Annotated in this window: 23 protein-coding genes; 8 read left to right on the top strand and 15 right to left on the bottom strand. The window is 67.2% G+C overall.

What is annotated here, in order from left to right:
• Positions 1 to 268: 268 nt before the first annotated feature.
• Entirely contained in the window at positions 269 to 2,656 is a 2,388-nt protein-coding gene (locus ASE78_RS07600; RefSeq protein ID WP_056495162.1) for a TonB-dependent receptor, read from the top strand.
• A 62-nt stretch (positions 2,657 to 2,718) separates the two neighbouring features.
• Here the strand turns inward: ASE78_RS07600 and ASE78_RS07595 are convergent, their stop codons facing one another.
• The 7 genes from ASE78_RS07595 to ASE78_RS07565 form a co-directional block, all read right to left on the bottom strand.
• The gene (locus ASE78_RS07595) at positions 2,719 to 3,324 is read right to left on the bottom strand and encodes a response regulator transcription factor (RefSeq protein ID WP_056495159.1); all 606 of its coding nucleotides are present in this window, start codon (positions 3,322 to 3,324) and stop codon (positions 2,719 to 2,721) included.
• A complete protein-coding gene (locus ASE78_RS07590) occupies positions 3,321 to 4,391 on the bottom strand; it encodes a sensor histidine kinase (protein WP_200911008.1) in 1,071 nt (356 codons plus the stop codon). The genes ASE78_RS07595 and ASE78_RS07590 overlap by 4 nt, the downstream gene beginning before the upstream one ends.
• A gap of 32 nt (positions 4,392 to 4,423) precedes the next feature.
• On the bottom strand, positions 4,424 to 5,176 hold the full coding sequence (locus ASE78_RS07585) for an ABC transporter permease (protein WP_056495156.1): 753 nt from the start codon (positions 5,174 to 5,176) through the stop codon (positions 4,424 to 4,426).
• Complete coding sequence (locus ASE78_RS07580; protein ID WP_082467051.1) at positions 5,173 to 6,081, bottom strand: ABC transporter ATP-binding protein; 909 nt, start codon at positions 6,079 to 6,081, stop codon at positions 5,173 to 5,175. Before ASE78_RS07580 ends, ASE78_RS07585 begins: the two co-directional genes overlap by 4 nt.
• A gap of 324 nt (positions 6,082 to 6,405) precedes the next feature.
• Positions 6,406 to 6,774 (bottom strand): hypothetical protein, encoded by a 369-nt coding sequence (locus ASE78_RS07575; RefSeq protein ID WP_156351320.1) that lies wholly within the window; start codon positions 6,772 to 6,774, stop codon positions 6,406 to 6,408.
• A 47-nt stretch (positions 6,775 to 6,821) separates the two neighbouring features.
• The gene (locus ASE78_RS07570) at positions 6,822 to 7,277 is read right to left on the bottom strand and encodes a hypothetical protein (protein ID WP_056495150.1); all 456 of its coding nucleotides are present in this window, start codon (positions 7,275 to 7,277) and stop codon (positions 6,822 to 6,824) included.
• A gap of 20 nt (positions 7,278 to 7,297) precedes the next feature.
• Positions 7,298 to 7,531: a hypothetical protein gene (locus tag ASE78_RS07565; protein ID WP_056495147.1), complete on the bottom strand. Its 234-nt coding sequence runs from the start codon at positions 7,529 to 7,531 to the stop codon at positions 7,298 to 7,300.
• A 76-nt stretch (positions 7,532 to 7,607) separates the two neighbouring features.
• Between ASE78_RS07565 and ASE78_RS07560 the strand changes: the two genes are divergently transcribed.
• On the top strand, positions 7,608 to 9,902 hold the full coding sequence (locus ASE78_RS07560; protein WP_056495144.1) for a TonB-dependent hemoglobin/transferrin/lactoferrin family receptor: 2,295 nt from the start codon (positions 7,608 to 7,610) through the stop codon (positions 9,900 to 9,902).
• 11 nt (positions 9,903 to 9,913) lie between these two features.
• Positions 9,914 to 10,894 carry a DUF6607 family protein gene (locus tag ASE78_RS07555; RefSeq protein ID WP_056495141.1) on the top strand — a complete coding sequence of 327 codons (981 nt, stop codon included), beginning with the start codon at positions 9,914 to 9,916 and terminating at the stop codon, positions 10,892 to 10,894.
• A gap of 86 nt (positions 10,895 to 10,980) precedes the next feature.
• On the opposite strand, the gene ASE78_RS07550 is transcribed toward ASE78_RS07555, so the two are convergent.
• Positions 10,981 to 13,008: a TonB-dependent receptor gene (locus tag ASE78_RS07550; protein ID WP_056495138.1), complete on the bottom strand. Its 2,028-nt coding sequence runs from the start codon at positions 13,006 to 13,008 to the stop codon at positions 10,981 to 10,983.
• Positions 13,009 to 13,108: 100 nt separating this feature from the next.
• Here ASE78_RS07550 and mntR point away from each other — a divergent pair, with 100 nt between their 5' ends.
• A complete protein-coding gene (mntR, locus tag ASE78_RS07545) occupies positions 13,109 to 13,540 on the top strand; it encodes a manganese-binding transcriptional regulator MntR (RefSeq protein ID WP_056495135.1) in 432 nt (143 codons plus the stop codon).
• Positions 13,541 to 13,595: 55 nt separating this feature from the next.
• On the opposite strand, the gene ASE78_RS07540 is transcribed toward mntR, so the two are convergent.
• The 5 genes from ASE78_RS07540 to ASE78_RS07520 are packed head-to-tail and all read right to left on the bottom strand — an operon-like array spanning position 13,596 to position 20,725.
• Positions 13,596 to 15,557: a TonB-dependent receptor gene (locus ASE78_RS07540; RefSeq protein WP_082467050.1), complete on the bottom strand. Its 1,962-nt coding sequence runs from the start codon at positions 15,555 to 15,557 to the stop codon at positions 13,596 to 13,598.
• A complete protein-coding gene (locus ASE78_RS07535; protein WP_056495132.1) occupies positions 15,554 to 16,321 on the bottom strand; it encodes an ABC transporter ATP-binding protein in 768 nt (255 codons plus the stop codon). The genes ASE78_RS07540 and ASE78_RS07535 overlap by 4 nt, the downstream gene beginning before the upstream one ends.
• Entirely contained in the window at positions 16,321 to 17,355 is a 1,035-nt protein-coding gene (locus tag ASE78_RS07530) for a FecCD family ABC transporter permease (RefSeq protein ID WP_056495129.1), read from the bottom strand. The genes ASE78_RS07535 and ASE78_RS07530 overlap by 1 nt, the downstream gene beginning before the upstream one ends.
• Complete coding sequence (locus tag ASE78_RS07525) at positions 17,352 to 18,524, bottom strand: ABC transporter substrate-binding protein (protein ID WP_056495126.1); 1,173 nt, start codon at positions 18,522 to 18,524, stop codon at positions 17,352 to 17,354. The genes ASE78_RS07530 and ASE78_RS07525 overlap by 4 nt, the downstream gene beginning before the upstream one ends.
• Positions 18,524 to 20,725, bottom strand: a complete 2,202-nt coding sequence (locus ASE78_RS07520) for a TonB-dependent receptor (RefSeq protein WP_056495123.1) — start codon at positions 20,723 to 20,725, stop codon at positions 18,524 to 18,526. The genes ASE78_RS07525 and ASE78_RS07520 overlap by 1 nt, the downstream gene beginning before the upstream one ends.
• A gap of 255 nt (positions 20,726 to 20,980) precedes the next feature.
• On the opposite strand from ASE78_RS07520, the gene ASE78_RS07515 reads away from it, so the two are divergent.
• Positions 20,981 to 23,224, top strand: coding sequence for a TonB-dependent receptor (locus tag ASE78_RS07515; RefSeq protein WP_056495121.1), 2,244 nt, complete (start codon positions 20,981 to 20,983; stop codon positions 23,222 to 23,224).
• A 62-nt stretch (positions 23,225 to 23,286) separates the two neighbouring features.
• Here ASE78_RS07515 and ASE78_RS07510 read toward each other — a convergent pair whose 3' ends face one another.
• Both ASE78_RS07510 and ASE78_RS07505 read right to left on the bottom strand, forming a co-directional pair.
• Positions 23,287 to 23,673 carry a type II toxin-antitoxin system VapC family toxin gene (locus ASE78_RS07510; RefSeq protein WP_056495118.1) on the bottom strand — a complete coding sequence of 129 codons (387 nt, stop codon included), beginning with the start codon at positions 23,671 to 23,673 and terminating at the stop codon, positions 23,287 to 23,289.
• Positions 23,670 to 23,948: an AbrB/MazE/SpoVT family DNA-binding domain-containing protein gene (locus ASE78_RS07505; RefSeq protein WP_235514909.1), complete on the bottom strand. Its 279-nt coding sequence runs from the start codon at positions 23,946 to 23,948 to the stop codon at positions 23,670 to 23,672. The genes ASE78_RS07510 and ASE78_RS07505 overlap by 4 nt, the downstream gene beginning before the upstream one ends.
• A gap of 270 nt (positions 23,949 to 24,218) precedes the next feature.
• Here ASE78_RS07505 and ASE78_RS07500 point away from each other — a divergent pair, with 270 nt between their 5' ends.
• The 3 genes from ASE78_RS07500 to ASE78_RS07490 are packed head-to-tail and all read left to right on the top strand — an operon-like array spanning position 24,219 to position 25,940.
• Positions 24,219 to 24,467 carry an AbrB/MazE/SpoVT family DNA-binding domain-containing protein gene (locus ASE78_RS07500; protein WP_056495112.1) on the top strand — a complete coding sequence of 83 codons (249 nt, stop codon included), beginning with the start codon at positions 24,219 to 24,221 and terminating at the stop codon, positions 24,465 to 24,467.
• Positions 24,460 to 24,849: a type II toxin-antitoxin system VapC family toxin gene (locus ASE78_RS07495; RefSeq protein ID WP_056495109.1), complete on the top strand. Its 390-nt coding sequence runs from the start codon at positions 24,460 to 24,462 to the stop codon at positions 24,847 to 24,849. Before ASE78_RS07500 ends, ASE78_RS07495 begins: the two co-directional genes overlap by 8 nt.
• Before the next feature lie 11 nt (positions 24,850 to 24,860).
• A complete protein-coding gene (locus tag ASE78_RS07490) occupies positions 24,861 to 25,940 on the top strand; it encodes a site-specific integrase (RefSeq protein ID WP_235514908.1) in 1,080 nt (359 codons plus the stop codon).
• Positions 25,941 to 26,122: the final 182 nt, after the last annotated feature.

Here is a 26,122-nt window from a genome sequence, read left to right as displayed (position 1 = left end):
GGCGGCGGCGGCGGCGGCGGCGGCGGCGGCGGCGGCGGGGAGCGCGAACAGCAGCGCCGGGAAAGCAGCGGCGATCAGGGGCTTGGCCGGCATGGGTTCTCCAAAGGTGGCGAAGGTTACTCGCACGGCATAGCCAACATGGAGAACCCAACAATAAAGAATATCTATCAATTCAATGGGAATTAGTGCGTTCGTTTCGATGGCGTCCCTAACCTAGCGAGGCGAGGTCCGGCGGGTGCCGCCGCCATTCGTGACCGAAGGACCATCGATGCCGATTTCGCCCGCCCGCGCCTGCCGCCTGTTCTTGCTCGCCGGGGCCACCCTGCTCGCCATGCCCGCCTTTGCCGCCGATCCGGTGCCGACGGCCGACGAAGTTGACACCGAGGCCCCCAAGGAAGCGGCAACCGGCGAGGACATCGTCGTCACCGCGCGCCGCCGCGCCGAACGCAGCCAGGACGTGCCGATTGCGATCAATGCGTTCGGCGCGGCACAGATCGAGGCCACGCGGACCTACAACCTGCGCGACCTGCAACAACTGACGCCCAGCCTGGTCGTCACCAACACCAACCCGCGCAACACCAGCATCAACATCCGTGGCCTCGGCAACAACGTCGCGGTCTATAATGACGGGCTGGAGCCGGCGGTCGGCGTGTATGTCGACGGCGTCTATCTGGCGCGGCCGGGACAGAGCGTCTTCGACCTTGCCGATCTCGAACGGATCGAGGTGCTGCGCGGGCCGCAAGGAACGCTGTTCGGCAAGAATACCTCGGCCGGCGCGGTGGTCGTCACGACCAAGGCTCCGACCTTCGAACCGGAAGCCGGCGGCGACGTGTCGCTCGGCAATGTCGGTTTCCGCCAACTCCACGCCTATCTTTCGGGGCCGATCACTGACAGCCTCGCCGCGCGGCTGTTCGTGTCGAAGACTGATCGCGACGGCTTTACCCGCAACCGGTTCGACGGGCGGTTGGGACAGGATTTCCATGATCTGAACCTGCGCGGGCAGTTGCTGTACAAGCCGACCGATGCGCTGACGCTGCGGCTGATCGGCGATTGGGGGCGGCAGCATTCGTTCACCGCCGGCAGCATCCTGCTGGGTGCGATCCGCAGCTATGACAACGGCGCCAACTTCGCGAACAATTATTACGACCGCGCGGCGCGATTGGGCTATATCCCGGTCCCGGCCGATCCCAGGCTGCGCACCACCGATGTCGATGCCAACCCGCGCTATGCGATGAACCAGCACGGCATCAACCTGACCGCCGACCTCGATCTCGGCGCGGCGACGCTGACCTCGGTCACCGCCTATCGCGCGTGGAACTGGTATCCGCATAATGACGGCGACGGCACCAGCATCGATGCCGGTGCGGATTTCCACCAGAGCAACGAACAGCGGCAGCTCAGCCAAGAGCTGCGCATCGCATCGAACGGGGACCGCACGGTCGATTATGTCGCCGGTCTCTACTATCTTCACCAGTCGATCCGCGCCGAGGCGGTGAACCGCTACGGCACCCGCGCCGCCGACTGGTTCCTGCCGCCGACGACCAATGCCGCGGTCGGCGCGGCGGCGCTGAACGAGTACAACGTCGTCAGCCAGTCGCGCCCGGTCACCGACAGCTATGCCGCCTTCGCGCAAACGATTTGGCATATCGTGCCCGGGGTCGATCTGACCACCGGCCTGCGGTATACCTATGAGACCAAGACCGGCTATTTCGATCAGGTTGCGACCGGGCGGTCGCTGGCCGCGCTGAGTGCGGCACAGCAGACGGCGGCGCAGACGATCCGCTCGCGCTACGGCATCGCCAATCGCTACGAAGCCGAGACCAAGGCCGGGCGGCTGTCGGGACAGGCGACGCTGTCGTGGAAGGTCGCCGAACCGGTATTGGGCTATGTCACCTATGCGCGTGGCAACAAGTTCGGCGGGCTGAACCTCGCCAACATCACCACCACCGGGCAGTTCGCGGCCAATCCGGTGATCGCCCCCGAGACGATCGACAGCTACGAAGCGGGCATCAAGACGACGTGGTTCGGCGGGCGGCTGACCGCCAATGCCGCCGCGTTCTGGACCGATGTGCGCGATTACCAGACGACGATCATCGACATCGAACGCAACGGCGTCAGCTTCTTCACCAATGCGGCGAAGGTTCGCACACGCGGGTTCGAAACTGATGTACGCGCGACCCCGACGCGGTGGCTGACACTCTATGGGTCGGGAACCTATGACGATGCGCGCTATATCTCTTATGCCAATGCGCCCTGCCCGATCGAGATCACCGGCCGGACGCTGTGCGACCTGTCGGGGCAACGATTGCCGGGCGTATCGGAATGGGCGGCATCGGCGGGCGGCGAGGTCCGCGCGCCGATCGCGAACATGGCCGGGCGGAGTGGCGAGGTCTATCTTGGAGGCGATTACAGCTATCGATCAAGCACCAACACAACCGCCAGCCTCAGCCGCTATTCGGTGATTCCGGCTTATGACCTGCTGAACTTGCGCTTCGGGTTCCGGACCGACGACGGGTTGTTCGACATCCAGCTCTGGGGTCGGAACGTAACCGACGAGACCTATTTTCTCTCGCGCGCCGCCGCCAATACCGGGGCGATCACGGGTACGCTGGGTGATCCGCGAACTTATGGAATTACACTGCGCACGCGGTTGTAACCGAAACGCAAGCCGACGCGACTCTGAACCACTGACCGGTAGTTGGAACGTCCACAATCGGGTCAAAGCCATCCGTTGGAGCGAGCGATGCGGCCGGCTTCGATGCGGTTGGCAGCGCCGAGCTTGGCGGCAGCTTCGGAGAGGTAGTTGCGCACCGTGCCCGGCGACAGCGATAGGCGCAGGCCGATCTCGCGGTTGGGCAGGCCTTCCTCGGCAAGCCGGAGCGCGTCGCGTTCGCGGTCGGTGAGGGGGTCGGGGCCTGCCTCCCACGCTTCGGCGGCAAGGTCGGCGGCGATCGCCCGGCCGCCGCCATGGACGGTGCGGATCGCGGTGGCGAGGCGTTCGACCGGCGTGTCCTTCAGCAGATAGCCGCGCACCCCCGCCGCCCGCGCGCGGGCAAGATAGCCGGGCCGGGCAAAGGTCGTGACGATGACGACGCGGGTGGTGAGATTTTCGGCCGACATCTGCGCGGCGACGTCGATGCCGCTGCGCCCCGGCATCTCGATATCGGTCAGCAGGATGTCGGGTGCCAGGTCGCGGACCAGCGCCAGCGCGGTATCACCGTCCAGCGCGCGGCCGACGATCGTCATGTCGCTTTCGAACGCCAGCAGCGACGCGATGGCCCCCAGCACCAGCGCCTGATCCTCGGCGATGACGATCCGGATCATGCCACGCCCACCGGAACCCGGGCGGCGACGCAGGTGCCCGGTCCGACCCATGCGACCTCCAGCGTGCCCCCGGCGGCGGCAAGACGCTGGCGCATCCCCGTCAGGCCATGTCCTTCGCGGAACGCACCGCCGCGGCCGTCATCGACGATCCGGATGCCGGCAATGGTGTCGTCGGTGGTCAGGTCAATGCGGCACGCACCCGCCCCGGCATGGCGGATGACGTTCGTCACCGCCTCGCGCACCGTCATGGCCAGCACCGCGCCGGCGTCGGGTGGAATGGCGTGGGGGTCGCCGGTCACGGTCGCAACGATCCCGGCGGCCTTCAGCGCGTCGCGCGACAGGTCGAGTTCGTGGCCGAGGCTGCCCCCGGCGGTCCCCGACAGCGCGGCGCGAACATCGGACAGCCCGGTGCGGGCAATATCGGCCACCGCCCGCATCTCCGCCTGCGCCGCAGCGACGTCGGGCGTCACCAGCTTCGCCGCCAGGTCGGCACGCAGCGCGATCAGGGTCAGCGTGCGGCCGATCACATCGTGCAGGTCGCGCGCCATGCGTTCGCGCTCCGCCGTGCCCGCCAGACGGCGCACCTCCTCCTGCGAGGCGAGCAGCGCCTGCGTCCGTTTGTAGAACGCCTCGCGCGAAAAGGTGCCGAACCCGGTCATCATCGACAACAGCACGCCCGGCAACCACCACAGGGTCATCTGCTCCAGTGCGATACCGACGCCGCTGGTCAGGATCGCGATGGTCAGGATCGCGACGATCGCGCGGCGCGGCGGTTGCAGATAGCCGACCATCGCCGCCGCATAGATCGGGAACACCGTCCAGCTCCCGCCGAACGGGGCGAGGACGAGGCCGATCGCCACGATGATCGCGGCGGCGATCGTCCGCGCCCGCTGGCCGGCGCTGTAGCCCAGCAGATAGACCGGCAGGAACAGCGCGATGCCGGCGATCGACAGGATCAACCCGGTATCGCCCGGCGGCTTCCAGAACCACGGCATGGCGTAGAAGGGCAGATAGGCGAGCCACGGCAACGGCCCCTCGATCCAGCTTCTGCGCGACGTAACCACCATCGACCGACCGTCGCGTGGCGAAGGGGGCGGCGTCAAGCCGGGTTCCGCCGCCAACCGGTCCATGCCCAGAGCGCGGCGGCGATCGTCATTCCCACGGCAATCGCGGCGTGCAGCACCGGGCTGCCGATCGTGTCGGCCCCGACGATGCCGCGCGCCAACTGGCCGAGGTGGTAGGAGGGCGCGGCCTCGCCGATCGCGCGCATCCAGCCCGGCAGCATCGTCGAGGGGATCCACAGCCCGCCGACCACCGCCGATCCGAGGAACAGCGCGTTGGCGATGGCGACGGCACCCTTGCCGCTCATCCGCATCCCGATGCCAAGGCCGATCAACCCGAACGGCAGGGTGGAGGCGAAGTGCAGCAGCGCCAGCGCCAGCCACCGCCCCGCCGACAGCCGCACGCCCGCAACGATCGCCGCGCAATAGATCAGCGCGACGGCGGCGCCGACCGCCGCGACCGCTGCGACCAGCTTGGCGGCGACGAACGCCCCGGCGGGCAGCGGCGACACCCGTTTCAGCTCGATCAGCCCCTGTTCGCGCTCCATCGCGACGCCCGCGCCGAACCCGAACAGCGCCGGGCCGATCGCCGCGAACACGCCGTACCCCGCAAGGCTGGCGGCGGCGGCGGCCGGGGAAGGCGCCGCACCGATCGCGAGCGTGAACAGGGCATAGAAGGCCGCCGGTGTCAGGATGGTCGGCAACAGGAATTGCGGCAACCGCCACGATCGCTTGAGTTCGGCGACGGCTTCGCGGCGCCAGATGCCGGCGGGAAGGGTGGCGGCGGTCATGCGGCGTTCCTCGGGTTCGAAGCGAGCAGGGTGGCGATGGCGTCTTCGAGCGCTGCATCGGCGATGCGCAATTGCGACAGGGCGGGATCGGCGGCGCACAGCGCGCGCACCGTCGCCACCGCATCCGCGGTGACGACATACCGGTCGCCGCCGTCGTCGCGCGCCTCGCGGACGCCGGGCAGCGCCTGCAACAGCGCAGGCGACAATGTGGTGCGACAACGGATCACCGATCCCCCGGCACGGGCGCGCAGGTTCGCCGGGCTGTCGTCGGCGACGATCCGGCCATGGTCCATCACCAGCACGCGATCGGCCAGCGCGTCAGCCTCTTCCAGATCATGGCTGGTCAGCAGGACGGCGGCCCCGTCGGCGGCAGCACTGCGTACCGTCGTCCATAGCGCCTGCCGCGACGCCCGGTCCATCGCCGCGGTCGGTTCGTCGAGCACCAGCAACGCCGGACGCCCGCAGATCGCCAGCGCATATTGCACGCGCCGCGCCTGCCCGCCCGACAGGGCACCGCACCGCCGCTGCGCCAGATCAGCCAGCCCGGCGATCGCCAGCGTCTCGGCGACCGGACGGGCATCGGCGTAATAGCCCGATTGCAGCGTCACCACCTCGGCCACGCTCAGCACATCGGGCAGGCCGGATGCCTGTAACATCACCCCCATCCGCATCCGTGCCGCCGGGCGGGCCGGATCGAGCCCGAACAGCCGCGCCGTGCCGGCGTCGGGTTGCAGCCGGCCGGTCAGCAGGCCGACGGTCGTGGTCTTGCCCGCGCCGTTCGGCCCCAGCAGCGCCGTAACCTCGCCCGCGCGGATGGCCAACGAGAACCGGTCGAGGACGGCGGTGGACCCCAGATTCTTGGACACGTCGGCCAGTGTCGCGATGGCGGAAAGATCGTCATGCACCGTTGCGGCTCCCTGTGGTCATGGCGCCACGATGCGCGTTGCGGCGGCGCGGGTGCAGTGCCGGCTGTCATGCGAATGGGGTGACATTTGTCATGGTAGCGCGAAGGATGAACGAATGGCCGAAGCTGACGAGCTGGAATGAGCTATGACCGACTGGATCTGGGTCAATGGCGTTCCATCCCGGGGATTTGACGCTTGGCTGCGATCGCAATTTGCTATCGTTGGCTAGTTGCAACAGATATGTTCGCTGTTCAGCCAATTTGGCTATGGCGCGCGCAACTTCGCTGTCAGCATCAAGTATAGGTTCTGACCGTCTTTCACCCGCTAATTTGCCGGCAACATCGCAGCGCCGACTTTGCTGGCGGCACCCGCGAGTTGCATCGCCATTTCGTCGCTCACCAAGCTGGTGGCAATCCGAATCAATCGCGGATCGCCCTTCTGTGCCGCACCGAACAATGTCAGGATGCGCGCCTCGTCGTCGCTGACGTTCGAATAGCGGACGGCAGCAAACCGCATCGTGCCGTAACCATATCGGTCAATGAGGGTCATCGAACACAGGAAGGGCAACAGCGCGGCGCCGACGCGGCGGACGGTAAAGCCGCTGCGCAGCATCGCCTGCGGACAGCGTGCGTTGCGGACGGCGAAGACCCATGTCCGGGCGGCGGACGGGACGAAAATGTCATCATCGGCCATGTCACGGACGTGCTGATCGAGATAATCGTATACCGACGCCATCTTCGTCAGGCGCTGAAAGGACGGTCGAACGGGCAGGCCGGATCGTCGATCTGCAACGGGTGCGACGGCACCACGAGGATCGCGTCGCACAGCGACCGGACGCTCAGGATAGCCCATGCCAATGCACCGGGCAGCCCATGGGGTATCTCGACGCTACCGGTGCTAGCCATGCGCGGCAGCCGGGCGCCAAGGAGGCGGATGACGGCACGCTCGTCCGCGCTGTAGTCGCACGAACAGCAGCATTCGGTGATAAGGCGTCTTCGCAGCAGCGCCTCGGTAAGCTGGAAGACGCTTGCCAACGCCACGCTGCCGGCCGGGGGAAGGCGGAGGTCCTGACCCAGCGCGACGAGGCTTGCCAGCGTGCCACCATCTCCATCGCGATCGTGGAGGCCACGATAATGTCGCAGCAAACGGACAACGACCCGTTCGCCGTCGGTATCGGGACGCTCGATACGCTCCATGAAAGCCATTTTGGTTCCTCTCACCCCGCTTCGAAAGCGAGCGTCGTCGTGAAACTGGCATAGCCGCCCGCGACGTCCGGCCGGAATGCATCCTCGGTGAAGGATGCTTCCAGCGTGATCTGCGTGCGACTGCCGACGTCGAACCGGGCGGGCAGGACATAGGGCATATGCGCCAACGCAGCGGTTGCCGTCGATGCAAGAGCCAGCGCCAGCGCTACCGATGCCGCCCTGATGATCCCGATCGAATGCGGCATTCCGGTCCTCTCCATCAAACGCTTGCTAACGCTAGTGACTCGCATTAACGAACTGGAGCGAGAAGGGGAAGCGTTAATGACATCCGCATATCTGCTGCGCGGCGTTGCCGTCGCGGCCCTGAACCTCTGCGTCCTGCCGACGATGGCTCCGGCGCAGACCGTTATCCAACCCGCCATGTCCGGTAGCGGTGGCGGAAAGGGCACGTCGGACGACGGCGACATCACCGTGACCGCGACGCGCGGCGAGAAACGGGTGGAGGACGTGCCGCAGACCGTTTCGGTGATAGACGCCGCGACGATCGACGACCGGCTGATCGCCGACATCAAGGATCTGGTCCGCTACGAACCCGGCGTCGCGGTACGCCGTGCGCCGGCCCGCTTCACCGCGGCGGGTGCCTCGACCGGTCGCGATCGCGACAGCGGTTTCAACATCCGCGGGCTGGAAGGGAACCGCGTCCTGATTACCGTCGATGGCGTGCGGGTGCCGGACGCCTTCAGCTTCGGTGCGCAATCGGTCGGTCGCGGCGATTATGTCGATCTCGACCTGCTGAAGTCGGTCGAAATCCTCCGCGGCCCGGCGTCGGCATTGTACGGCAGCGACGGCGTGGCCGGTGCGGTCAGCTTCATCACCAAGGACCCGCAGGATTTTCTGCATGACGGTCGTGTGGTTGGCGGCGGCGGCCGGGTCGGTTATGATTCGTCGGACGACAGTTGGACCAAGGGTCTGGTCGTGGCCGGTCGGCAGGGCGATCTTCAGGCGATGCTCGCCTATACGCGGCGCGACGGCCACGAACTTGATACCAAGGGCAGCAACGACAGCGCCGATACCGACCGCACCACGCCGAACCCGCAGGATCTCGCCTCGAACGCGCTGCTGGGCCGCCTCGTCTGGAGCCCGAACGATGCGAGCCGGGTACGGCTGACCTATGAACGCTTCGACGCGGTGGTGGATACGAACGTGCTGAGCGCGATCACCAAGGTAACCGCCGCGTCGCCATCGGCCACGGCGGTGCTGGGGTTGCAGGCGCGCGACACCACCGCGCGCAATCGCGGTACGATCGACTATCGCTATGCCGGCGATGGCCTGGTCAGCGGGGTGCGCGCCGCGGCCTATTACCAGAAGAGCGGTACGGTGCAGACCGGATGGGAGGACCGGGTCGGCACCGACCGCGTCCGCATCAACCGCTTCGACAACGAAATATATGGCGGCACGCTGCAGTTGGAGAGCCCGGCGACGACCGGCCCGGCCACGCACCTGTTCGCCTATGGTGCCGACTATTCGAAGACACGCCAGACCGGCGTGCGCGGCGGCACGGTGCCACCGGCCGGCGAAACCTATCCGACCCGTGCCTTTCCCACGACCGATTACGAACTGATTGGGGTGTTCGCGCAGGACGAGATCGCGATCGCCGACGGGTCGTTGACGCTGTTCCCGGCGATCCGGTTCGACCATTACCGGCTCGATCCGCAGAGCGACCCGCTATTCACGACCTTCGTACCCCGTGGGCAGAGCGGATCGCGGGTTACGCCCCGTCTGGGCGCGGTGGCGCGGGTGACCGATGGCGTCCGGCTCTTTGCGAACTATGGCCAGGGCTTCAAACCGCCCGAGCCGAACCAGATCAACAACGGCTTCGCCAACATCGTCGCCAATTACCGTTCGATCCCGAACCCCGATCTGAAGCCCGAGACGAGCGAGAGCGTCGAGGGCGGTATCCGCCTGACCGGTGCGCGCTGGTCGCTGGGCGGAACGGCGTTCAGCAGCCGCTTCCGCGACTTCATCGATCAGGTGCAGGTGTCCGGCGCGTTCACCGCCGCCAATCCCGCCGTGTACCAGTTCATCAATCGCGGGCGGGTGACGATCGAGGGACTGGAGGCGCGGGGCGAGGCCCGCTTGCCGGTCGGCGTGGGTGTGCGGGCCGCCGCGTCCTATGCGAAGGGCAGGATGCGCACCGACGGCGTCGCCGGCACCATGCCGCTCGACAGCGTCGAGCCGGTCAAGGTCGTCGCCGGCCTGTTCTACCAGCCTGACGACGGCCCGTTCCGTGCCGAGTTCGTCGCGACGCATTCCGCCGGTAAGGACCTGTCCGACACCAACAACAGTTGCAACGTCGCCGCGCAGCCGGCGGCGGGCACGCGGCCGGCGGTCCCCGGGACGTCCTGTTTCACGCCGGACGGTTTCTGGGTGTTCGATGCCACGGCGTCGCTGCGCATCCGCGAAGTGGCGACGATCCGTGTTGGCATCTTCAACATCACCGACAAACGCTATTTCTGGTGGAGCGACGTGCGCGGGCTGGCGTCCACGTCGACCATCCGCGACGCCTTTTCGCAGCCGGGCCGCAATGCCGGCGTCTCCCTGTCCCTCGTCCTGTGAGGTCCGTTTCGATGAACGCTTCGTATGTCCTGTTCGCTGCGGCGGGCTTTGCCTCGCTGATGGTGTCGCCCGCGCTGGCGCAGACCGCCGCCCCGGCGCCGATCGCCACGGCGCACTATGGCGATCAGGCGCGCGACCATGCCGCGATCCTGAAGATGGCCGGCACCTTCAAGGTGACGTTCGACATGCGCGAGACGACGCCGCTGGTCGCCGGCTACACGCCATATCCGGCCAAGGTCAGCGGCGGGCACGAAGTGGTGCGCGCGATCGTCGACACGCCCGGCCATGTCGTCCTCCAGCATCTGCTGGTGGTGAGCGACGGCAACGGCAAGACGATGGTCGTCAAGCACTGGCGGCAGGACTGGACATGGCAACCGGCGACGGTGCTGGTCTATGTCGGTCCGGGGCGATGGGCCGTGCGACCGGTGCCGGACAAGGACCGGCGCGGGGCGTGGTCGCAGACCGTGTGGCAGACCGACGATTCACCCCGTTATGGCGGGATCGGCCGCTGGCGGTACGACGATGGCGCCACCCGCTGGAGCAGCGACGAAACCCGCCGGCCCCTCGCGCGTCGCGACGCCACGCGCCATCCGCCCTACGACCATTATGTCGGGACCAACCGGCACGTCCTGACCCCGGCAGGCTGGGTCCACGAGCAGGACAATGCCAAGATCGGCACGAAGGACGGCCGGTCGGCGACGTTCGTCCACGAGTATGTGGTGAACACCTACGTCCCCGCCACCGACTTCCCGATCAAGGCTGCCGACGAATATTGTGGCAAGACGAAGGACTATTGGGCGTCGGTCCGTGCCGGTTGGGATGCGGCGATCCGCCGCCGGTCGGGCCTTGCGCTCGGCGAGGTCGCCGATGTCGGTTCGTCGACAGCGCATGAATTGATGCTGCTGGCCGACGATATTGTATCCGGGGAGGCGACATCCGTTGGCGCCAGCGCCGAAGCGGCAGGCTTGATCGAGACGGGGACTCGGCCATAGCTATATCCAATCCGGCGCAAGCATGAACGAAGGGCAAGACCCGGGATGCGCCGCGTTGCGAGACGACGCGGCGAGGGTCTTGTCTCTCATATTCGCAGTTTGATCCCGAGCCGGACCTGCCGCGGCTCGACTGCCCGGCTATGGATGCCTTCCACGCCCCCCGGCGCTTCGCCCGGCAGACGCGATGCGTAGAAATAATCGGCATCCGCCCGCCGGGTGTCGAACAGGTTCAGGATGTCGATACTGGCCTCCGCCTTGCCGAAGGTGTGGCTGACGCGCGCATTGGCGACCGTGGTGGCCGGTCCGCGCACGCTGTCGTCTTCGATCAGCGGTCGAGGCCCGATGCGCCGGACCCGCAACGCACCCTGCCATACGCCGGTCGCTACCGTGACGCCCAGCGAGGTAGCCGATTCCACCGCATTGGGAATGCGGTCCGCGCCCGGCGCACCGACGAAGCGCGCGTGGTTGGTCGCATGGATCGCGTCGATCGACAGCCAGCGCAGCGGACGGACGTACAGCGTCGTCTCCCACCCCCGGCGACGGCTCGGGCCGCGCGGTTCCACGGTGCCGCTGTCGCCGAGGAAGACCAGTTCGCCGTCCGAGCGGAGCCACCAGCGGTCGATCGTCAGCACCACGGGGCCGCGCTCGATACGGGTGCCGGCTTCATATCCCGTGCCCCGGACCAGTGCGGGCACCGGATCGCGCTGCGCCACGACGGCGCGCGCATCGTTCGAATGAAAACCCTGTCCGTAATTGGCGTAGACCGCGATACCCGGCGCGACGGTCAGCGCGGCGCTGGCCTTGGGCGTGACGATCGTCGCCCCGGTTTCGCCGTCGATCGCGCTGCCGGCGCGACCGATCGAGCGGAAGCGGAAGTGATCGGCCCGCGCTCCGCCGGTGATCGTCAGCGGCGCGACCGGTTGCCAGCGTGCCTCGGCATAGCCGGACACCGCCGTCTCGCGCACGTCGGCGAGGCTTCGCGTGACGATCCGCCGCCCCCGTTCGGTCTGGTAGAAGCCGAGATCGTCGATCCGGTCGGCGCGAACGTCGGCCCCGACCGTCAATTGCAGCCGGGTGCCGATCGGCACGCGGTGTCGCACCCGCCCGCCATAGGTCCAGCGCCGCTCGGTCTGCTGCAATTGGTCGCCCCGTGCCGGATCGTCGAGAAAGAAAGTGAAGTTGGACAGGAGATCGAACCCATATCGCTGGGCGTAGGCCGATACGGCCGTTCGCTCCCCGTCGATCGACAGCGTCGCGATCCGTCGCGACGTGCGCCCGCGCAGGAACGGGTCGAGTGTCCCGAAACGATCGGGCAGCAGCGTCCCGATCGCGCGCACCGGCACCTGCTCGGTCGGGCGCCATGTGGCGTCATAGCTCGACAGACTGGCGCGCAGCGTGCCGATGCCGGTCGCCACCGTATATTTGGCGAAGGCGCCGGCATGACGCAGCCGCTCCGGCAAGGCCCAGACACCGTCGTTCGCTTTCAGCTCGCCCGCGAGGACGAGGTCGCCGCCCGCGAACGGAACCGATCCGACCCCCGCGATCCGGCGATAGCCATAGCTTCCCGCCTCCAGCGCGATCGAGGGCGGCGCACGGTCGAGCGTCGTCATCGCGGCCGCCGCGACGAGCGAGAAATCGCCGTCGCGCGCGTCATAGGGTCCCTTGCGATATTCGATCCGGTCGATCGTCTCCGGGATCAGGCCGTTGAGGTCGAGATAGCCCTGCGCATGCGCCTGCGTCGGCAGGTTCATCGGCACGCCGTCGAGCGCGATACTGAAGTCGGTGCCGTGGTCGAGGTTGAAACCACGAATATAATATTGCGCTGCCTTGCCCCCGCCCGAATGCTGCACGGCCAGAAGGCCGGGTACGGCCTCCGCCACTTCGTTGGTGCGCAGCAACGGGCGGGCGCGAATGTCATCGCCCGAGACCGCACCGGCGCTCGCCGCCCGGTCGCGACCGATCCGCCGTTCCCCCCGTGCGGTGACGACGATGTCCGGCGCGGCCGGGGGATCGACCGGTGCCGCATTGCCGGAGGGCGCGTGCGTCGGGGCTTCCTTGTCGGGCATCGGCGCGAACGGTCCGGCGGTCGAAACGCCGAAGGCCAAGCCCAACATCGCTATCGCGCTCACTGGAATATCCTCATGCAAAAAATATTAGCCAAAGCTAATTTTGATGCAAGATGGATGCAGGCCGGCAAAACTGTCATGATGCCGCATGACCGAGGATGCACAGCGCCGAGCCGCCGCCTTTCGCGCGACGCGGGAGGCCCATGCCACCGAGATGGCCGAGGATTATGTCGAGCTGATCGGCGACCTGATGACGCAGTTTGGCGAGGCGCGGCTGATCGATCTGGCGGCGCATATGGGCGTATCGCAACCGACCGCCGCCAAGATCGTCCAGCGGCTCAAAATACTCGGACTGGTCGAGAACCGCCCCTATCGTGCCCTTTTCCTGACCGGGGAAGGGGAGGCGCTGGCCGCCCGTTCGCGTGCCCGCCATCACGTCGTCTCGGACTTCCTGCTCGCGCTTGGCATCGACCCGGAAACGGTCGCGATCGATTCCGAAGGGATGGAGCATCATGTCAGCGACACGACATTGGCGGCAATGCGCCGCTTCGTTGCGGACTGGAATGGGCCGACGACGTAGGACGGGGCTTTCGGCATTCCGGCCCCCGGCTTCCCACCCATGACGATCATCGGCGTCACAGGTCGATCGTCAGGTAGGTCGAAATGACGCGCCCCGGAATGATGCGATAGGCTCCGGCCCCTTCGAGGTCGAAGCCGCTTGCATTGCCGACGTTGCTCATCTGCAATCGCAACGTCGCATCGCGTTCCGACAGCCGGAACCGGAACCGGGCGCCAAGATCGACGAGGGTTCGCGCCGGAATCGAAACCCGGTTGTCGCGCGTCGCGGGCAGGCTGCCGACATGCGACACCCCCGCGTCCAGCGACAGACCCTCCGCCACCGGCGGCCGCCAGTCGAGGTTCAGGTCGAGCGAGCGCGTCGGCAGCCCGACCGGTCGTCGCCCCACCCGGCCCAAGGCCACGCCTTCGCCGGTGACGCGGGGGCGCAGCACGACACCGCCCGCCACCACGTTCAGGCGCGGCGTCACCGCCCCCGCCGCCGAGAACTCAATTCCCTGGCTGACGACATCGCCCAGGAGATCGAAGCGATTGCCGGCGTCGAGATTATAATAGGGTTTGCGCAGGTCGAAGACGCCCGCGACCAGCTTGATCGTATCGGTCAGCCGGTATCGGACGCCGGCATCCACCTGTCGCGTCAGGATGGCAGGCAGGGGCTGATTGCGGTTCACGGCATTGTCGGGCGCGATGCCGCTTTCCTCCAGTCCGCGCGCGTACCCCGCATAGAAGGCGAGGCGCGGTCCCGCGAAGCCCGCCACCGTCGCATTGTACAGCAGCGGCTGCGACCGGGTTTCGCGCGCGGCATCGCCTGGCGCTTCGAACCGCTTGCGGTACGCGGCGCGCGATAGGCCGAAGCTCAGTTCGCCGACGTCGCGCCAACGGCCGTCATACGCCACGCCATAGGTCAACTGGCGTACCCGGTCGCGGGTCTGCGCGGAAAAGGCGAAAACCGGTTCGGCCGGGTCGAAACCTTCACCGATCCGCGTGGGGCCATAGTCGAGATAGGCCGACCCGGCGTAGCGCTGTCGCCGGTCGCGTCCGCGCAGCGACAGGTGAACGACATGCAGCCGCGGCCCTTCCGCCAGCGCGCGGCTGACCCGCAGTTCGCCCGAGAGCGAGACGAACCGACTGCGCGGATCGGCGATGAGGAGCCGGTCGGCGCGACCGTCCGGCGTCAGATCGGTCAGCAGATGCGCGAAGGTCGACCGGTCGTCGTACAGCGAGCGGAACAGCCCGGCCCGGACCGTCCAGTCGCGCCATGGCGACAGCGTGGCGAGCACGCCTTGAAGACCGCCGACGCTATTATAGTCGCTCCATGCCGGGCCGTCATAGCGTCGTCGCGGGATGGCCGGCGGCAGATAGGGGCCGGCCGGGATATAGGTCGGACCGGCCTCGTCGTCGATCACCTGACTGCGCGCCCAGAAGGGGATCACCTCGATATCGGGTGACGGCCGCCAGCGCAGCGACGCCGCCTCGTTATGCGACCGGTTGTGGGTGCCGTCGGCATAGCTGGTGCGCGACCCCTGCGCACCGAGCGCCAAGCTGAGGGTCGGGGACAGCGGCAATGACCCGTCCAGTTCCAGTCCGGCATTGCCATAGCTGTCACCGCTGACGAGGATCGACAGCGACTTGGCGTCGCCCGGCTTGCGGAAGCTGTAGTCGACGATTCCGGTCGGTGACGGAAAAGGATAGCCCTGCGCGGACAGGCCGACGCGGATCGACGTCGACTGACGCAATCGTTGGATCAGGGTGAGGAAGGGGTCGAAATACAGCCCCTCGATACGGACATTGCCCGCCGCGAAGGGTGAGAAGCCGCGCACGTTGGCGGAGGAATAGAGGCCGAGGCTCTCGCGCCCCACGCTGAAGCCGAACGCATCCTCGGCCTGCCGCACGGCATTCTCTCCCGCGCGGCCCGGCGGGGTCGGCGGGGCGGTCAGTTCGACCGGCACGGGGGCGACGGGCGCGTCCTGTCCCCATGCGGGGGCCGCGACGAGCGCCAGCGGGATCAGCGCCGCCTTCATCCGACCAGCTCGAACCGGCCGAGCGTGGGCGAGAAGCGGACGGCGGCGGTATCGAACGCGCGCCCGACATGGCCGGCGGCGATCAGGTCCGCCGCGCTGCCGACCGCCATCCCGCCATGGCCGTCGAGCAGCCACACGCTGTCGGCCAGTTGCAGCGACAGGTCGAGATCGTGGCTCGACAGCAGCACGATCCCGCCGGTCGCACGGGCGTGATCGCGCAGCAGCGCCATCGTCTCGACCCGGCCGGGCAGGTCGAGGAAGGCGGTGATCTCGTCGAGGATCATCAGCCGGGGCGACTGGGCGATCGCGCGCGCGATCATCACCCGCTGTCGCTCGCCATCGGATAGGTCGTCGAACAGCCGTGCGGCGAACGCGGTCGCGCCGGCCTGTGCCAGCACGGCGACGACGCGCTGCCGGTCGTCCGGGGTGAGCCGGCCTTGCCAACCGGTAAATGGCTGGCGACCAAGCGACACCACGTCGTCGACGCTCAGGCCTGGGCTGGCGGCACGCTCGGTCAGCACCACCGCCACCTGTTGCGCGCGGGTCTGCGGCCGCATCGCCGCGATGTCCGCATGCTCCAGCAGCGCGGCACCGGCGACCGCGCGTTGCAGCCCGGCGATGGTGCGCATCAGCGTGGACTTGCCCGCGCCGTTGCGACCGAGCACGCAGACGAAGCTGCCCGGCGGCACCGTGACGGCAAGATCGGCGAGCACCGTGCCGCGCGGCGCGCCATAGCCGACCGACAGCGTATCGAGCCGCAGCATCAGCGTTGTCCCCGCATCGTCGGCGACAAGACCAGCAGCGCGATCACCACCGGCGCGCCGACCAGCGCGAGCACCGCGTTGAGGTGCAGGAAATGCTGTTCCCACGGCGCATGGACGACGAGGTCCGCCGTCAGCGCCAGCAGCGCCCCCGCCAGCGCGCCGAGCGGCATCAGCGGTAAAATCCGCGCGGTGCGGGCGATGGCCCGCGCCAGATGCGGGACGATCAGTCCGACGAACGTGACCGGCCCGCAATAGGCGGTGACGGGCGCCACCAGCAGCACGACCGCCGCCAGCGTCAGGCGGCGCAATCGCGCGACATCGGTGCCGAGGCTTCTGGCATAGGTTTCACCCAGCAACAGCGCGGTTAACGGCTTGGCGTTGAACAGCGCCAGCGCCACCCCGGCGGCGACCGGCACCACCAGCATCGGCAGGTCCGCCGGGGTGACGGTCGCGAAATTGCCGTCGTTCCACCCCGAAAAGACGCGCCCGCCGACGCGATTGGCGAAATGCAGCACCACGCTGACGATCCCCTGCACCGTGAACCCCAGCATCAGCCCGACGACGAGCAGCGTGACCGTTCCCACCCGGCGCGCCAGCGACGCCATCGCCAGCGCGAAGCCGCCGATGCCGATCATCGCGCCCAGCGTGATCGACGGCCCTTCGAACGCGCGCAGGAACGCGATCGCCTCCGGCCCCGAAAAGGCGGCGGCCGTCACCAGCAGCGCGACGCCGAGCTGCCCGCCCGCCGTCAGCCCCAGCGACCAGGCATCGGCCATCGGATTGCGGAACAGCGCCTGCATCAGCACACCGCCCAGCCCGAGTGCGCCGCCCGCGACGATCGCGGTGGCGACACGCGGCAGCCGCAGCCCGGTGACGATCTGTACGGTCGCCGGGTCGCCGCTACCGGCCAGTGCGTGCAGCGCGTTGCCAAAACCGATGCCGATACTTCCCCACGACAGCGCGAACACACCCGTGACCAGCACAGCGGCCAACAGCACCGCGCTGCCGATGGCGCTGCGCGTTGCCGGGGTCATCGCGGCACCTTCGTATCGGGACGGATGTACCGGAACGGCTCGGTCCGGAGTGCCGGATGCAGCATCCGCACGAGATCGCCCAGCACCAGATCGGGCCGGATCACCGCCGTTTCATAATAGTCGAACGCATCCGCCGCCGGCTTGTGCATCCCGTCGCCGGCAAACACGCAGCCCTCGCGATACGCCCTGAACCGGCGCAGCGTGGCGATGTCGCGATACGGGATCGAATGGGTGTCGCGCAGGATCCAGCAATCGGCGTCCGCGCCTTGCGCGATCAACTGTTCGGTCGAGATCCGGCTGAAGCTGTCCTTGCGCGGATCGTCCGGCCCCTCGAACAAATTGCGGCCGTTGGCGTCACGCAGCAGTTTGGCATCGGCATTGCGGATCGTCGGGTTCCACTGGTCGCCGCCGCCGAACCACGCCGCGATGACCGACCGGGTCGGCTGCGCGGCGGCGGCGGCCTTGAGCACCGCGACCTTGCGCGCGACCATATCGGCGAAGGCGTTCGCTTCCCGCTCGCGCGCCACCAGCATGCCGACGAGCCGGACATAGTCGACCCGGCCCATGTAATCCGGTTCGTTGTCGAGGAAGATCGGCACGACCGGCACGCCCAGCGCCGCGATGCGCGGCATCGCGGCGACGCTCTTCATATCCTCCATGCTCATCAGCAGCACGTCGGGCTTCGCCGCGATCAGCGCGTCGAGATCGGGCGGACTGTGCCAGCCATAGCCGATCTGCCGCACCGCCCCCGACCGCACGCGAGCACGCAGCGCGTCATCCCACGACTTGACGCCGCCCACCGCCACCAGTCGGTCGTTGACGCCCAGCACCCTTGTGATCGCCTCATGGAACGCGGTGTTGCTGGCGATCCGCATCACCGGCGTGCGGATCAGCGTCGCGCCGGCGAGGTCGCCGGTCAGCGGCGGTGCCGTGCCCGTGCGCGGGACCAGCACGATCCGCTGGAACTGCTCCTCGCCCACCGCATCGCCGCCCCAACCGACCACCGACGCCGTCAGGTCGACGACGCGGTAGCCATCACGTTCGACCACGCGGAAGGTCTTGGCAAAGGGCATCACGACGTCGCGTCCCGCCACCGGTCTGCGCGGCCCCGTCGCGGCAGGCCGGTCGCAACCCGCCAGCAGCGCCAGCAAGAGCAGCAGCACCCGCATCAGAACCCCGCCCTGAGTGTCGCGCGGAACTGGCGCGGCGGTCCCGGCGTGGCATAGGTCGGGGTGGTCGTCCCGCCGAAGAAGAAGCCATAGCGCTCGTCCAGCGCGTTCAGCAGCGTGAGGTCGAGCGCCATTCCCTGCCAGCGCGGCGGCGCGATCCGCGCGCCGAGCGTGAACAGACTATAGCCGCCGCCGGCCACGCGATTGTCCGCGGTGATCCGGTAATCGTCATACCATTCGAGGATGCCGCGCGCCGACAGCCATGACGCGACCCGTTGCTCGCCAGCGATATAGACGATGTTGGGCGCGATCCCGGTCGGCGTCGTACCCGACAGATCGAGCGGGCCGGCAAACTCCTGGACGACATAGTCCTTCCAGCGCGGCGCGACATGGGTGTAGCTGATCTGCACCGAGGTGCCGTCGCGCGGGCGGATGTCCAGCGCCGCCTCCACCCCCTTGCTTTCGTAGCGGTCGCCATAGGTGATGAGGTTCGACGGCTGGGTGAAATCGTTCGCCGCCACCGGATTGGGGATGATCGAACGGCGGTTGCGCTGCGTCGACCAGAAGCCGGTCAGCGCGAAGCCGAGCGTGTCGTCCAGCGCGCGGCCTTTCCAGCCCAGCTCGACGCTGTCGAGCGTCGTCGGCCGCTGTTCGGGCCGGGCATATTGGTCGGCATTCCATTCGAACGTCGGCCCGAAGTTCGAATTGAACCCCCGGCCATAGGAGGCATAGACCTGCCCCGCGCTATAGCGCCACGACAGCGCCGCCTTGGGCGAGAAGGCGCTGGCGGTCGCCGCGTCGCGCGATCCGTCGAACTTGTCCGCGATGGGAAAGAAGCGCGCCGCGCGCCGGAACCGGTCGTAGCGGCCGCCGACCGTCAGGAACCAGCGGTCCGACAGGGCGATCTCGTCCTGCGCGAAAGCGGAGACATAGGTGGTGACGAGCCGGTTGCGGCTCAGCGGATCGTCGATGACGAAACACGGCGCGCCCGCATTCGCCACGCCGCCGCGCACATAGTCGATCTCCACCGAATAGAAGGTGAAGCCGCAGGCGGGGGTGAAGCCATTCTGTCCCGACCAGCGATTGTCGGCGCGCGACAAGCCGCGTTCCCCGGTCACGCCAGCGACGACGCGGTGCGCGCCCGCCTCGTAGCGTGCGGTCAGCTCGCCATAGGCGACATCGAATTTCTGCGCGCCGTAGAAGCCGTTGATGCCGAAGACCCCACGCTGCGGCGCGAAACCGAACGGGTCGTAGAAGTTCAGCCGGTTGTCGAAGTCGAACCGACGATATTGTCCGGTCGCGGTCAGCGTCAGCGCGTCGCTTGCGCGGTGTTCGACGCGCAACGCGGCCAGCCCTCCCTCAGCCACCGAACGCGGATCGAGATACCCGTTGAACGCACGCCGTCCGCCGGTGACATCGATCGGCTGGCCCCGCGCATCGAGCGGCAGGACGCTCGGCGTCTCCGACCGGCGATCGAGATAGGTGCCGTAGAGCGACACGTCGGTGCGCGCGTCCAGCGACCACACGAGCTTGGCGAACAGGTTCAACTGCCGCCGCGCGCCATTCGCGCGCCAACCGCCGTAATCTTCGTACGCCGCCGTCGCGATCAGCCCCAGATCGTCGCCGATCCGCCGCGACACGGCCAACTCGCCCCGGTAGTAATCGTCGCTGCCGCCGGTTGCCGTCATCTCGATCCGGTCGGCGCCCGGCGCGCGCGTGATATAATTGACCGCGCCATACAGAGCGCCGCGACCGTACAGCGCCGACGCCGGTCCTTTCACCACCTCGACCCGCGACAGGGCGGGGTAGGGGACGATCCCCAGCGCGCCTTCCTCGTTCAGATCGAACGGCATCCCGTCGATGAGCGTCAGATAGCCTTCGGTCCCGTTCGATCCGCGGATCGAGACGTACGGGAATTCGTCGCCGTCACCCTCGCCACGACGGAACGACACGCCCGGCACGCCGCGGAACTCGTCGGTTCCGAAGGTGAAGCCGTCGCGCCGGAGCGTGTCGATGTTCTTCACCGTCACGTCGGCCGGCACGTCGACCAGTCGCTGTTCGCTGCGCGTCGCGGTGACGACGATCTCGGCGCGTTCGTCGTCCTCATCCGCCGCCTGGGCACGAGCAGGTGTCGTCGTTCCAACGATCGCCGCTACCGTCCCGCTGGCAAGCAACCGCCGTAGCAGGCGGATCCGCCCCATCCCCCTTCCCGTCATCACACCCCCAATAACGTGTCGTCTACCAACATTATGATATAACATAACTCGTATTGGCAACGGATAATTGACGATGCGAATATGTCGCGATCCGGGACCGATCGATCCTCGGTGATCGCCCTCCATTCCGGTCGTTCCCGTGCAGGCGGGCAAGCCGAAGCATGACCCAGTCAGATACCATCTTGATTGTTACGTTATAACACAACATAGGACGCGCCCTTATTTGGGGGTTCATTACCGATGTTACCTGATCTGATCCTGCTGGCCGTGGCCGCAGGAACCGCTTCCGCACAGCCCGAGCCGGGCAAGTCGCCGTCCACGATCGTCGTCGAAGGGCAGCGTCCCGAACCGGTCGATGCCGACCATCTGTCGAGCGCGACCGGCACGAGCATCGCCGGGGCCGAACTGGATCGGCGCAAGGCGCCGACTCTCGGCGAAACGCTGGCGCGGGTTCCGGGAATCCATAATGATTATTTCGGTCCGGCGGTCGGCCGTCCGACGATTCGGGGGCAGACCGGCGGGCGGGTCGCGGTGCTGATCGACAGCCTGCCCACGCAGGACGCATCGGGGCTGGGCGCTGAACATGCCGCCGCGGTCGAACCGTTCCTCGCCGAGCGGATCGACGTGCGCAAGGGCAGTGCCGCCGTCCCCTATGGCGGCGGCGCGATCGGTGGCGCGGTGAACGTGATCGACGGCCGCATCCCGACGCAGCGATATGCGGGAGCACCGACCGGGCGGGCCGAACTGCGCACCGGCGACAATGTCGGCGTGACGACCATGGCCCGGATCGACGGCGGAAAGCGCGCGTTCGCGTGGCACCTCGACGGGCTGTACCGCTATCAGGGGGATCAGGCGATTCCGGGCCGTGCCAAGGCGGATACCTGTCGGAGCTGGCCGTCGCTTGTCGCGGCGACGCCGCTCCAGACATTGTGCCAGGTCCGTCTGGCGCGACCGACCTTCGTGTTCGATTCCGTTACCCGGCGCTTCGTCGACCGGACGCCGGTATCGGGACAGATCATCACCAACCTCGATCCGGTGGGCGATGCCGACGGGCGGCTGCCCAACAGCGCGATCCGGACCACGGCGGTGACGGCGGGCGGCAGCGTGATCGTCGATGGCGGGTTTCTCGGCCTGTCGGTCGGTCGCTACGACAACAGCTACGGCGTGCCCGGCTTCACCCTCATCACGGCGTCGCGCTCCGGGGCCAGCCCGATCGACGTGACGGTCGGGCAGACCCGGTTCGACCTGAAGAGCGCGCTGTACGATCCGCTGCCCGGCGTCGCGGCGATCACGCTGCGCGCGGCGCATGTCCGCTCGCGCGACCGCGAACGCCTGCCCGACCGCGACTGGAGCCGGTTCGACGCCAATGGCGAGGAGGCGCGCGTCGAGATCGCGCATCGCCCGCTCGGGCCGCTCAGCGGATCGATCGGCGGGCAGATCGCCGATCGCAGCCTGCGTACCGTTGAGACGACGTCCTATCTGCCCAGCGTCGCCACGGCGGAGCGATCGGCGTTCCTCGCCGAACGGCTGACGCTGTCGCCGCTGACGCTGAGCGGTGGCATTCGCTATGACCGGATACGCTACGACCTCGACGAAGCCAGCGTGCGCGCCGGGCGGGGGCAGGGGGCGGCCTATGCCCGCGATGCCGGTTTCCACCTGCTGAGCGGCGACGCCGGCGCGCGGCTCTCGCTGTTCAAGATACTATCTCTGCACGGGCGGTGGTCGCACGCCGAACGCGCGCCGGGGATCAACGAGCTCTATGCCAACGGCAACCATTTCTCGATCCTGACCGAGGAACAGGGCGACGGACGGTTGCGCAAGGAGCGGGCGGAAACGATCGAGGCCGGCGGCGGGATCGACACGACATGGCTGTCGGCGGCGGTGTCCGCCTATCGCACGCGGTTCGTGGACTATCTCTATCTCGGCAATACCGGCATCTCGCGGACGCTGCCGGTGCGCGAATGGCGACAGGGCGATACCCGCTTCCGCGGGATCGAGGGGGAGGCGACGCTGCGCGCGACGACCGGCATTGGCCGGTTCGCGTTGCACGGTTTCGGCGATTATGTGCAGGTCCGCCCGGTATTCACCCTGCCCGACGGCTATAGCCCGTTCGCGAGCGGTGCGACCGCCGCGTTCGATCGCCAGTATTTCCGCCAGCGGCTCGACGGCGACCACCTGCCGCGCACGCCGATGTCACGCTACGGCGGCGACTTGGGTTGGGAGGGAGCGGCACTGCGCGCGTCGCTCGGCGCGGTCCGCTACCTGCGGCAGACCGATGTCGCCAAGGGCGAGCCGGTGTCGGACGGATTCACGCTGGTCGATGCGCATGTCGCCTGGCGCTTCGGCACGGGCGCGCGCTACGAGGCGTTCGCCGATGTCGCCAACCTGACGAACGCGGAAGCGCGGTTGCACAATTCGTTCCTGCGGCTGCGCGCGCCGCTACCCGGACGTGCGGTGGCGCTGGGGGTGCGCGCGGCGTTCTGACCCGTTGCCCCCGGCTTGCGTCTCGCATGCGGCCGGGGGAATAGGTTACTCATCCTGATGGCCTATCGGATGTGCTCGACCTTCAGGTTCCTAGCCTTCACCTTTTTCCACTCGCGATCGGCGGTGAGGGCAGGGACACCAAGCTGCACCGCCAGCGCGAGACAGGAACGATCGCCAAGACCGCGGCCATATTGGTGCGTCTGGGAATGCAAGGCAGCGGCGGCATAGGCTGCCTCGACATCATGGGCACGAACATCGAGGCGAAGCTCGTCGAGCAATTCGCGGGTGGTGGTTTCGTCGAGACCGCTGAGCAGCAGTTCCTTGATGACCTCCTGGAGGTTGACCGCAGAAATCGCGGCACGCCCGACATGGGGTGCGACCATGTCTGCGCCGGGTTCATCCCGGACGAGCGCAAGCACCGCAGATGCGTCGAGGACGACGGACGTCATTGTACGTCTCGGCCTAGTTCATCGGATGCGCCCTCGCCAAGATCGGCGGCAGCTTCGGCCTTCCGGTCAATCAGGAAGTCATCGGTCGTCCGCGTCTGCCTGGCATGTTCGCGATACAGCGCCTGGGCACGCGACACGCCATGCCCGATCGGGGACAGGCGGACCTGATCGTCTTCAACCGTCAGAATGACCTTTGCATCGCCATGCAGACCCATCGCCTTTCGTACCGATGCCGGCAGGATCATGCGACCGTTTCCGGCCACCTTCACATCCATGTTCCGTGTTGCCATTGCCAAAATATCCTATCTGTAATTGCGTTGGTAGTATGTCACATTATAAAAAGTGGCACAAGATTGGCTAGAGCCATACCGGCACAACATGACATACCGAACCCCTTTGTCTGAGCATACCCAGATAGGGCATTACCTCATGCAAATAGCGATAACGTGTGCTTATCGCGTTTCGGTGGAGCATCGTTTCCAGTAGCGCACTATAGTTATAACCAGTATTCGTCGCGTCTAGTGTAGCGAGACGAGGAAGCAGCTATGGGCGTCTTGAAGGGACGGGTTATCGCAGGTGGACGCATCGCGCTGCCCGCCGATGTCCGCAAGCACCTGGGACTGGCAGAAGGCGATACCGTCTATTTTTCAGTGGAGGGCGACGAGCTGCGCGTCCGATCGGCAAAGTCCGCACTGCGCCGCATACAGGAGCAATTGCGCCCCTACCGTCCGGAACAGGGCAACCTGTCGGACGAACTGATCGCTGATCGTCGTGCCGAGGCTGCCGGTGAGTAAGCTGCGCTACGTCCTGGACTCGTCCGCCCTGTTGTGTGTGATGTTCGAAGAAGAGGGTGCCGAGCATGTCGCGGCGCGACTGCCCGGTGCGATGATCAGCGCCAGCAACTACGCTGAGGTGGTCACCAAGCTGGTCGACCGCGGCATGCCGCCCGCCGATATTGTCGCGATTATGGCCGATCTCGACATCGAGGTGGTCCCGGTCGATCGGCAGCAAGCCGAGCTTGCAGGGCTGATGCGAGCAACGACGGCAGGACTTGGCCTGTCGTTGGGCGATCGTGCCTGCCTGGCATTGGCGCAGATTCGCCGGACCACGGCGCTGACGACGGATCGCGTCTGGTCGAACCTTGAAATCGACGTCACGGTCGAGCAGGCGCGATGAGTGGGAGTGCGTTGCAGGCATGGTCCCAGCGCGAGAAGGCGGCCGTACCCCGTCTTCTGGAACAAGAAGTCGCACGCGCGCGGATGTATGTGGAAGCGTCGCGTTCGAGCGCGACGCGACGTGCCTATGCCGCTGACTGGAAAACCTTCACCCTTTGGTGCGCGGCGCGTGGCCTGTCCGCTCTACCGGCTTCTCCCGCGTCGGTCGCCGTCTTCATCTCCAGCATGAAAGATGGTGACCCTGCTGCATCCCCGCCGCGTCTGCCCAAGAAGATTTCCACGCTCTCGCGCTATCTGGCGGCGATCAACGACCGCCATCGCGAGGCAGGCTATCTCACGCCCGGCGACCAGGACGGCGGTCACCAGTTGCGCAGGACCTTCGCCGGTATCCGTAACACCCACGGGGCCCGCCCCCGGCAGAAGGCGGCGGCGGATGGCGACCAGCTTGGTCGAATGCTCGCCGGCATTGCAGGTGACGACGTCCGCAGTGTCCGCGATCGGGCGTTGCTGGCGATCGGCATGGCGGCGGCCCTGCGGCGGTCCGAACTCGTCGCCTTGACCTTTACCGATGTACAGATCGTGCCGGAAGGCTTGCGCCTCTTCATCGCCCGGTCGAAAACGGATCAGGCAGGCCTTGGCGTTTGGATTGCCATCCCCGAGGGCAAACGAATACGGCCAAAGGCGCTGTTACTGGAATGGTTACGGGTCGGCCGGGTCACCGACGGGCCGCTGTTCCGCAAGCTGGCACAGATCCGTGTCGCCGACCGGGATCCGGCTTCGCAGGAAAGGGTGAGAACCGCGGATGGCAAGCCCGCGTGGTGCCGGGTGGAGGATCGCATGCAGCCGGCGGCGATGAGCCCGCAAGGCGTGGCCCTCGTCGTCAAGGCGCGTGCGCAAGCCGCCGGTCTCGATCCGGCGTTGTTTTCCGGTCATTCGCTGCGCTCCGGGTTTCTTACCGAGGCGGCACGGCAGCCCGGTGCCAATGTCTTCAAGATGCGCGAGGTCAGCCGGCACAAGTCGCTCGACATCCTCAGCGCCTATGTCCGTAACCATGATGCGTTCCGGGATCATGCCGGGCAACAATTCCTGTAACCGTACTTCTCGGCGAACTCTGGCACTGCGACGGCATGATGAGATCGGCACTGTTGGCCAGGCTATTTGAACTCGCTTCGAATTCATCTGACCCGCCATCGTGTCACAGGCTAGCGTCACAGTTGCGTCTTTGATCGTGTTCTGAATCAATGGGTGACCATGACGAGGAGGTCGTGGTGACG

The sequence above is a fragment of the Sphingomonas sp. Leaf25 genome (genome assembly GCF_001421635.1).
Classification (GTDB): domain Bacteria; phylum Pseudomonadota; class Alphaproteobacteria; order Sphingomonadales; family Sphingomonadaceae; genus Sphingomonas.
This window is presented reverse-complemented; position numbering and strand designations above follow the sequence as displayed.

Bases quoted from the DNA above. Each gene is read 5' to 3' on its own strand.
- ASE78_RS07600 (WP_056495162.1), top strand. From the start codon at position 269: ATGCCGATTTCGCCCGCCCGCGCCTGCCGCCTGTTCTTGCTCGCCGGG.
- ASE78_RS07595 (WP_056495159.1), bottom strand. From the start codon at position 3,324: ATGATCCGGATCGTCATCGCCGAGGATCAGGCGCTGGTGCTGGGGGCC.
- ASE78_RS07590 (WP_200911008.1), bottom strand. From the start codon at position 4,391: ATGGTGGTTACGTCGCGCAGAAGCTGGATCGAGGGGCCGTTGCCGTGG.
- ASE78_RS07585 (WP_056495156.1), bottom strand. From the start codon at position 5,176: ATGACCGCCGCCACCCTTCCCGCCGGCATCTGGCGCCGCGAAGCCGTC.
- ASE78_RS07575 (WP_156351320.1), bottom strand. From the start codon at position 6,774: ATGGCCGATGATGACATTTTCGTCCCGTCCGCCGCCCGGACATGGGTC.
- ASE78_RS07570 (WP_056495150.1), bottom strand. From the start codon at position 7,277: ATGGAGCGTATCGAGCGTCCCGATACCGACGGCGAACGGGTCGTTGTC.
- ASE78_RS07565 (WP_056495147.1), bottom strand. From the start codon at position 7,531: ATGCCGCATTCGATCGGGATCATCAGGGCGGCATCGGTAGCGCTGGCG.
- ASE78_RS07560 (WP_056495144.1), top strand. From the start codon at position 7,608: ATGACATCCGCATATCTGCTGCGCGGCGTTGCCGTCGCGGCCCTGAAC.
- ASE78_RS07555 (WP_056495141.1), top strand. From the start codon at position 9,914: ATGAACGCTTCGTATGTCCTGTTCGCTGCGGCGGGCTTTGCCTCGCTG.
- ASE78_RS07550 (WP_056495138.1), bottom strand. From the start codon at position 13,008: ATGTTGGGCTTGGCCTTCGGCGTTTCGACCGCCGGACCGTTCGCGCCG.
- mntR (WP_056495135.1), top strand. From the start codon at position 13,109: ATGACCGAGGATGCACAGCGCCGAGCCGCCGCCTTTCGCGCGACGCGG.
- ASE78_RS07540 (WP_082467050.1), bottom strand. From the start codon at position 15,557: ATGAAGGCGGCGCTGATCCCGCTGGCGCTCGTCGCGGCCCCCGCATGG.
- ASE78_RS07535 (WP_056495132.1), bottom strand. From the start codon at position 16,321: ATGCTGCGGCTCGATACGCTGTCGGTCGGCTATGGCGCGCCGCGCGGC.
- ASE78_RS07530 (WP_056495129.1), bottom strand. From the start codon at position 17,355: ATGACCCCGGCAACGCGCAGCGCCATCGGCAGCGCGGTGCTGTTGGCC.
- ASE78_RS07525 (WP_056495126.1), bottom strand. From the start codon at position 18,524: ATGCGGGTGCTGCTGCTCTTGCTGGCGCTGCTGGCGGGTTGCGACCGG.
- ASE78_RS07520 (WP_056495123.1), bottom strand. From the start codon at position 20,725: ATGGGGCGGATCCGCCTGCTACGGCGGTTGCTTGCCAGCGGGACGGTA.
- ASE78_RS07515 (WP_056495121.1), top strand. From the start codon at position 20,981: ATGTTACCTGATCTGATCCTGCTGGCCGTGGCCGCAGGAACCGCTTCC.
- ASE78_RS07510 (WP_056495118.1), bottom strand. From the start codon at position 23,673: ATGACGTCCGTCGTCCTCGACGCATCTGCGGTGCTTGCGCTCGTCCGG.
- ASE78_RS07505 (WP_235514909.1), bottom strand. From the start codon at position 23,948: ATGGATGTGAAGGTGGCCGGAAACGGTCGCATGATCCTGCCGGCATCG.
- ASE78_RS07500 (WP_056495112.1), top strand. From the start codon at position 24,219: ATGGGCGTCTTGAAGGGACGGGTTATCGCAGGTGGACGCATCGCGCTG.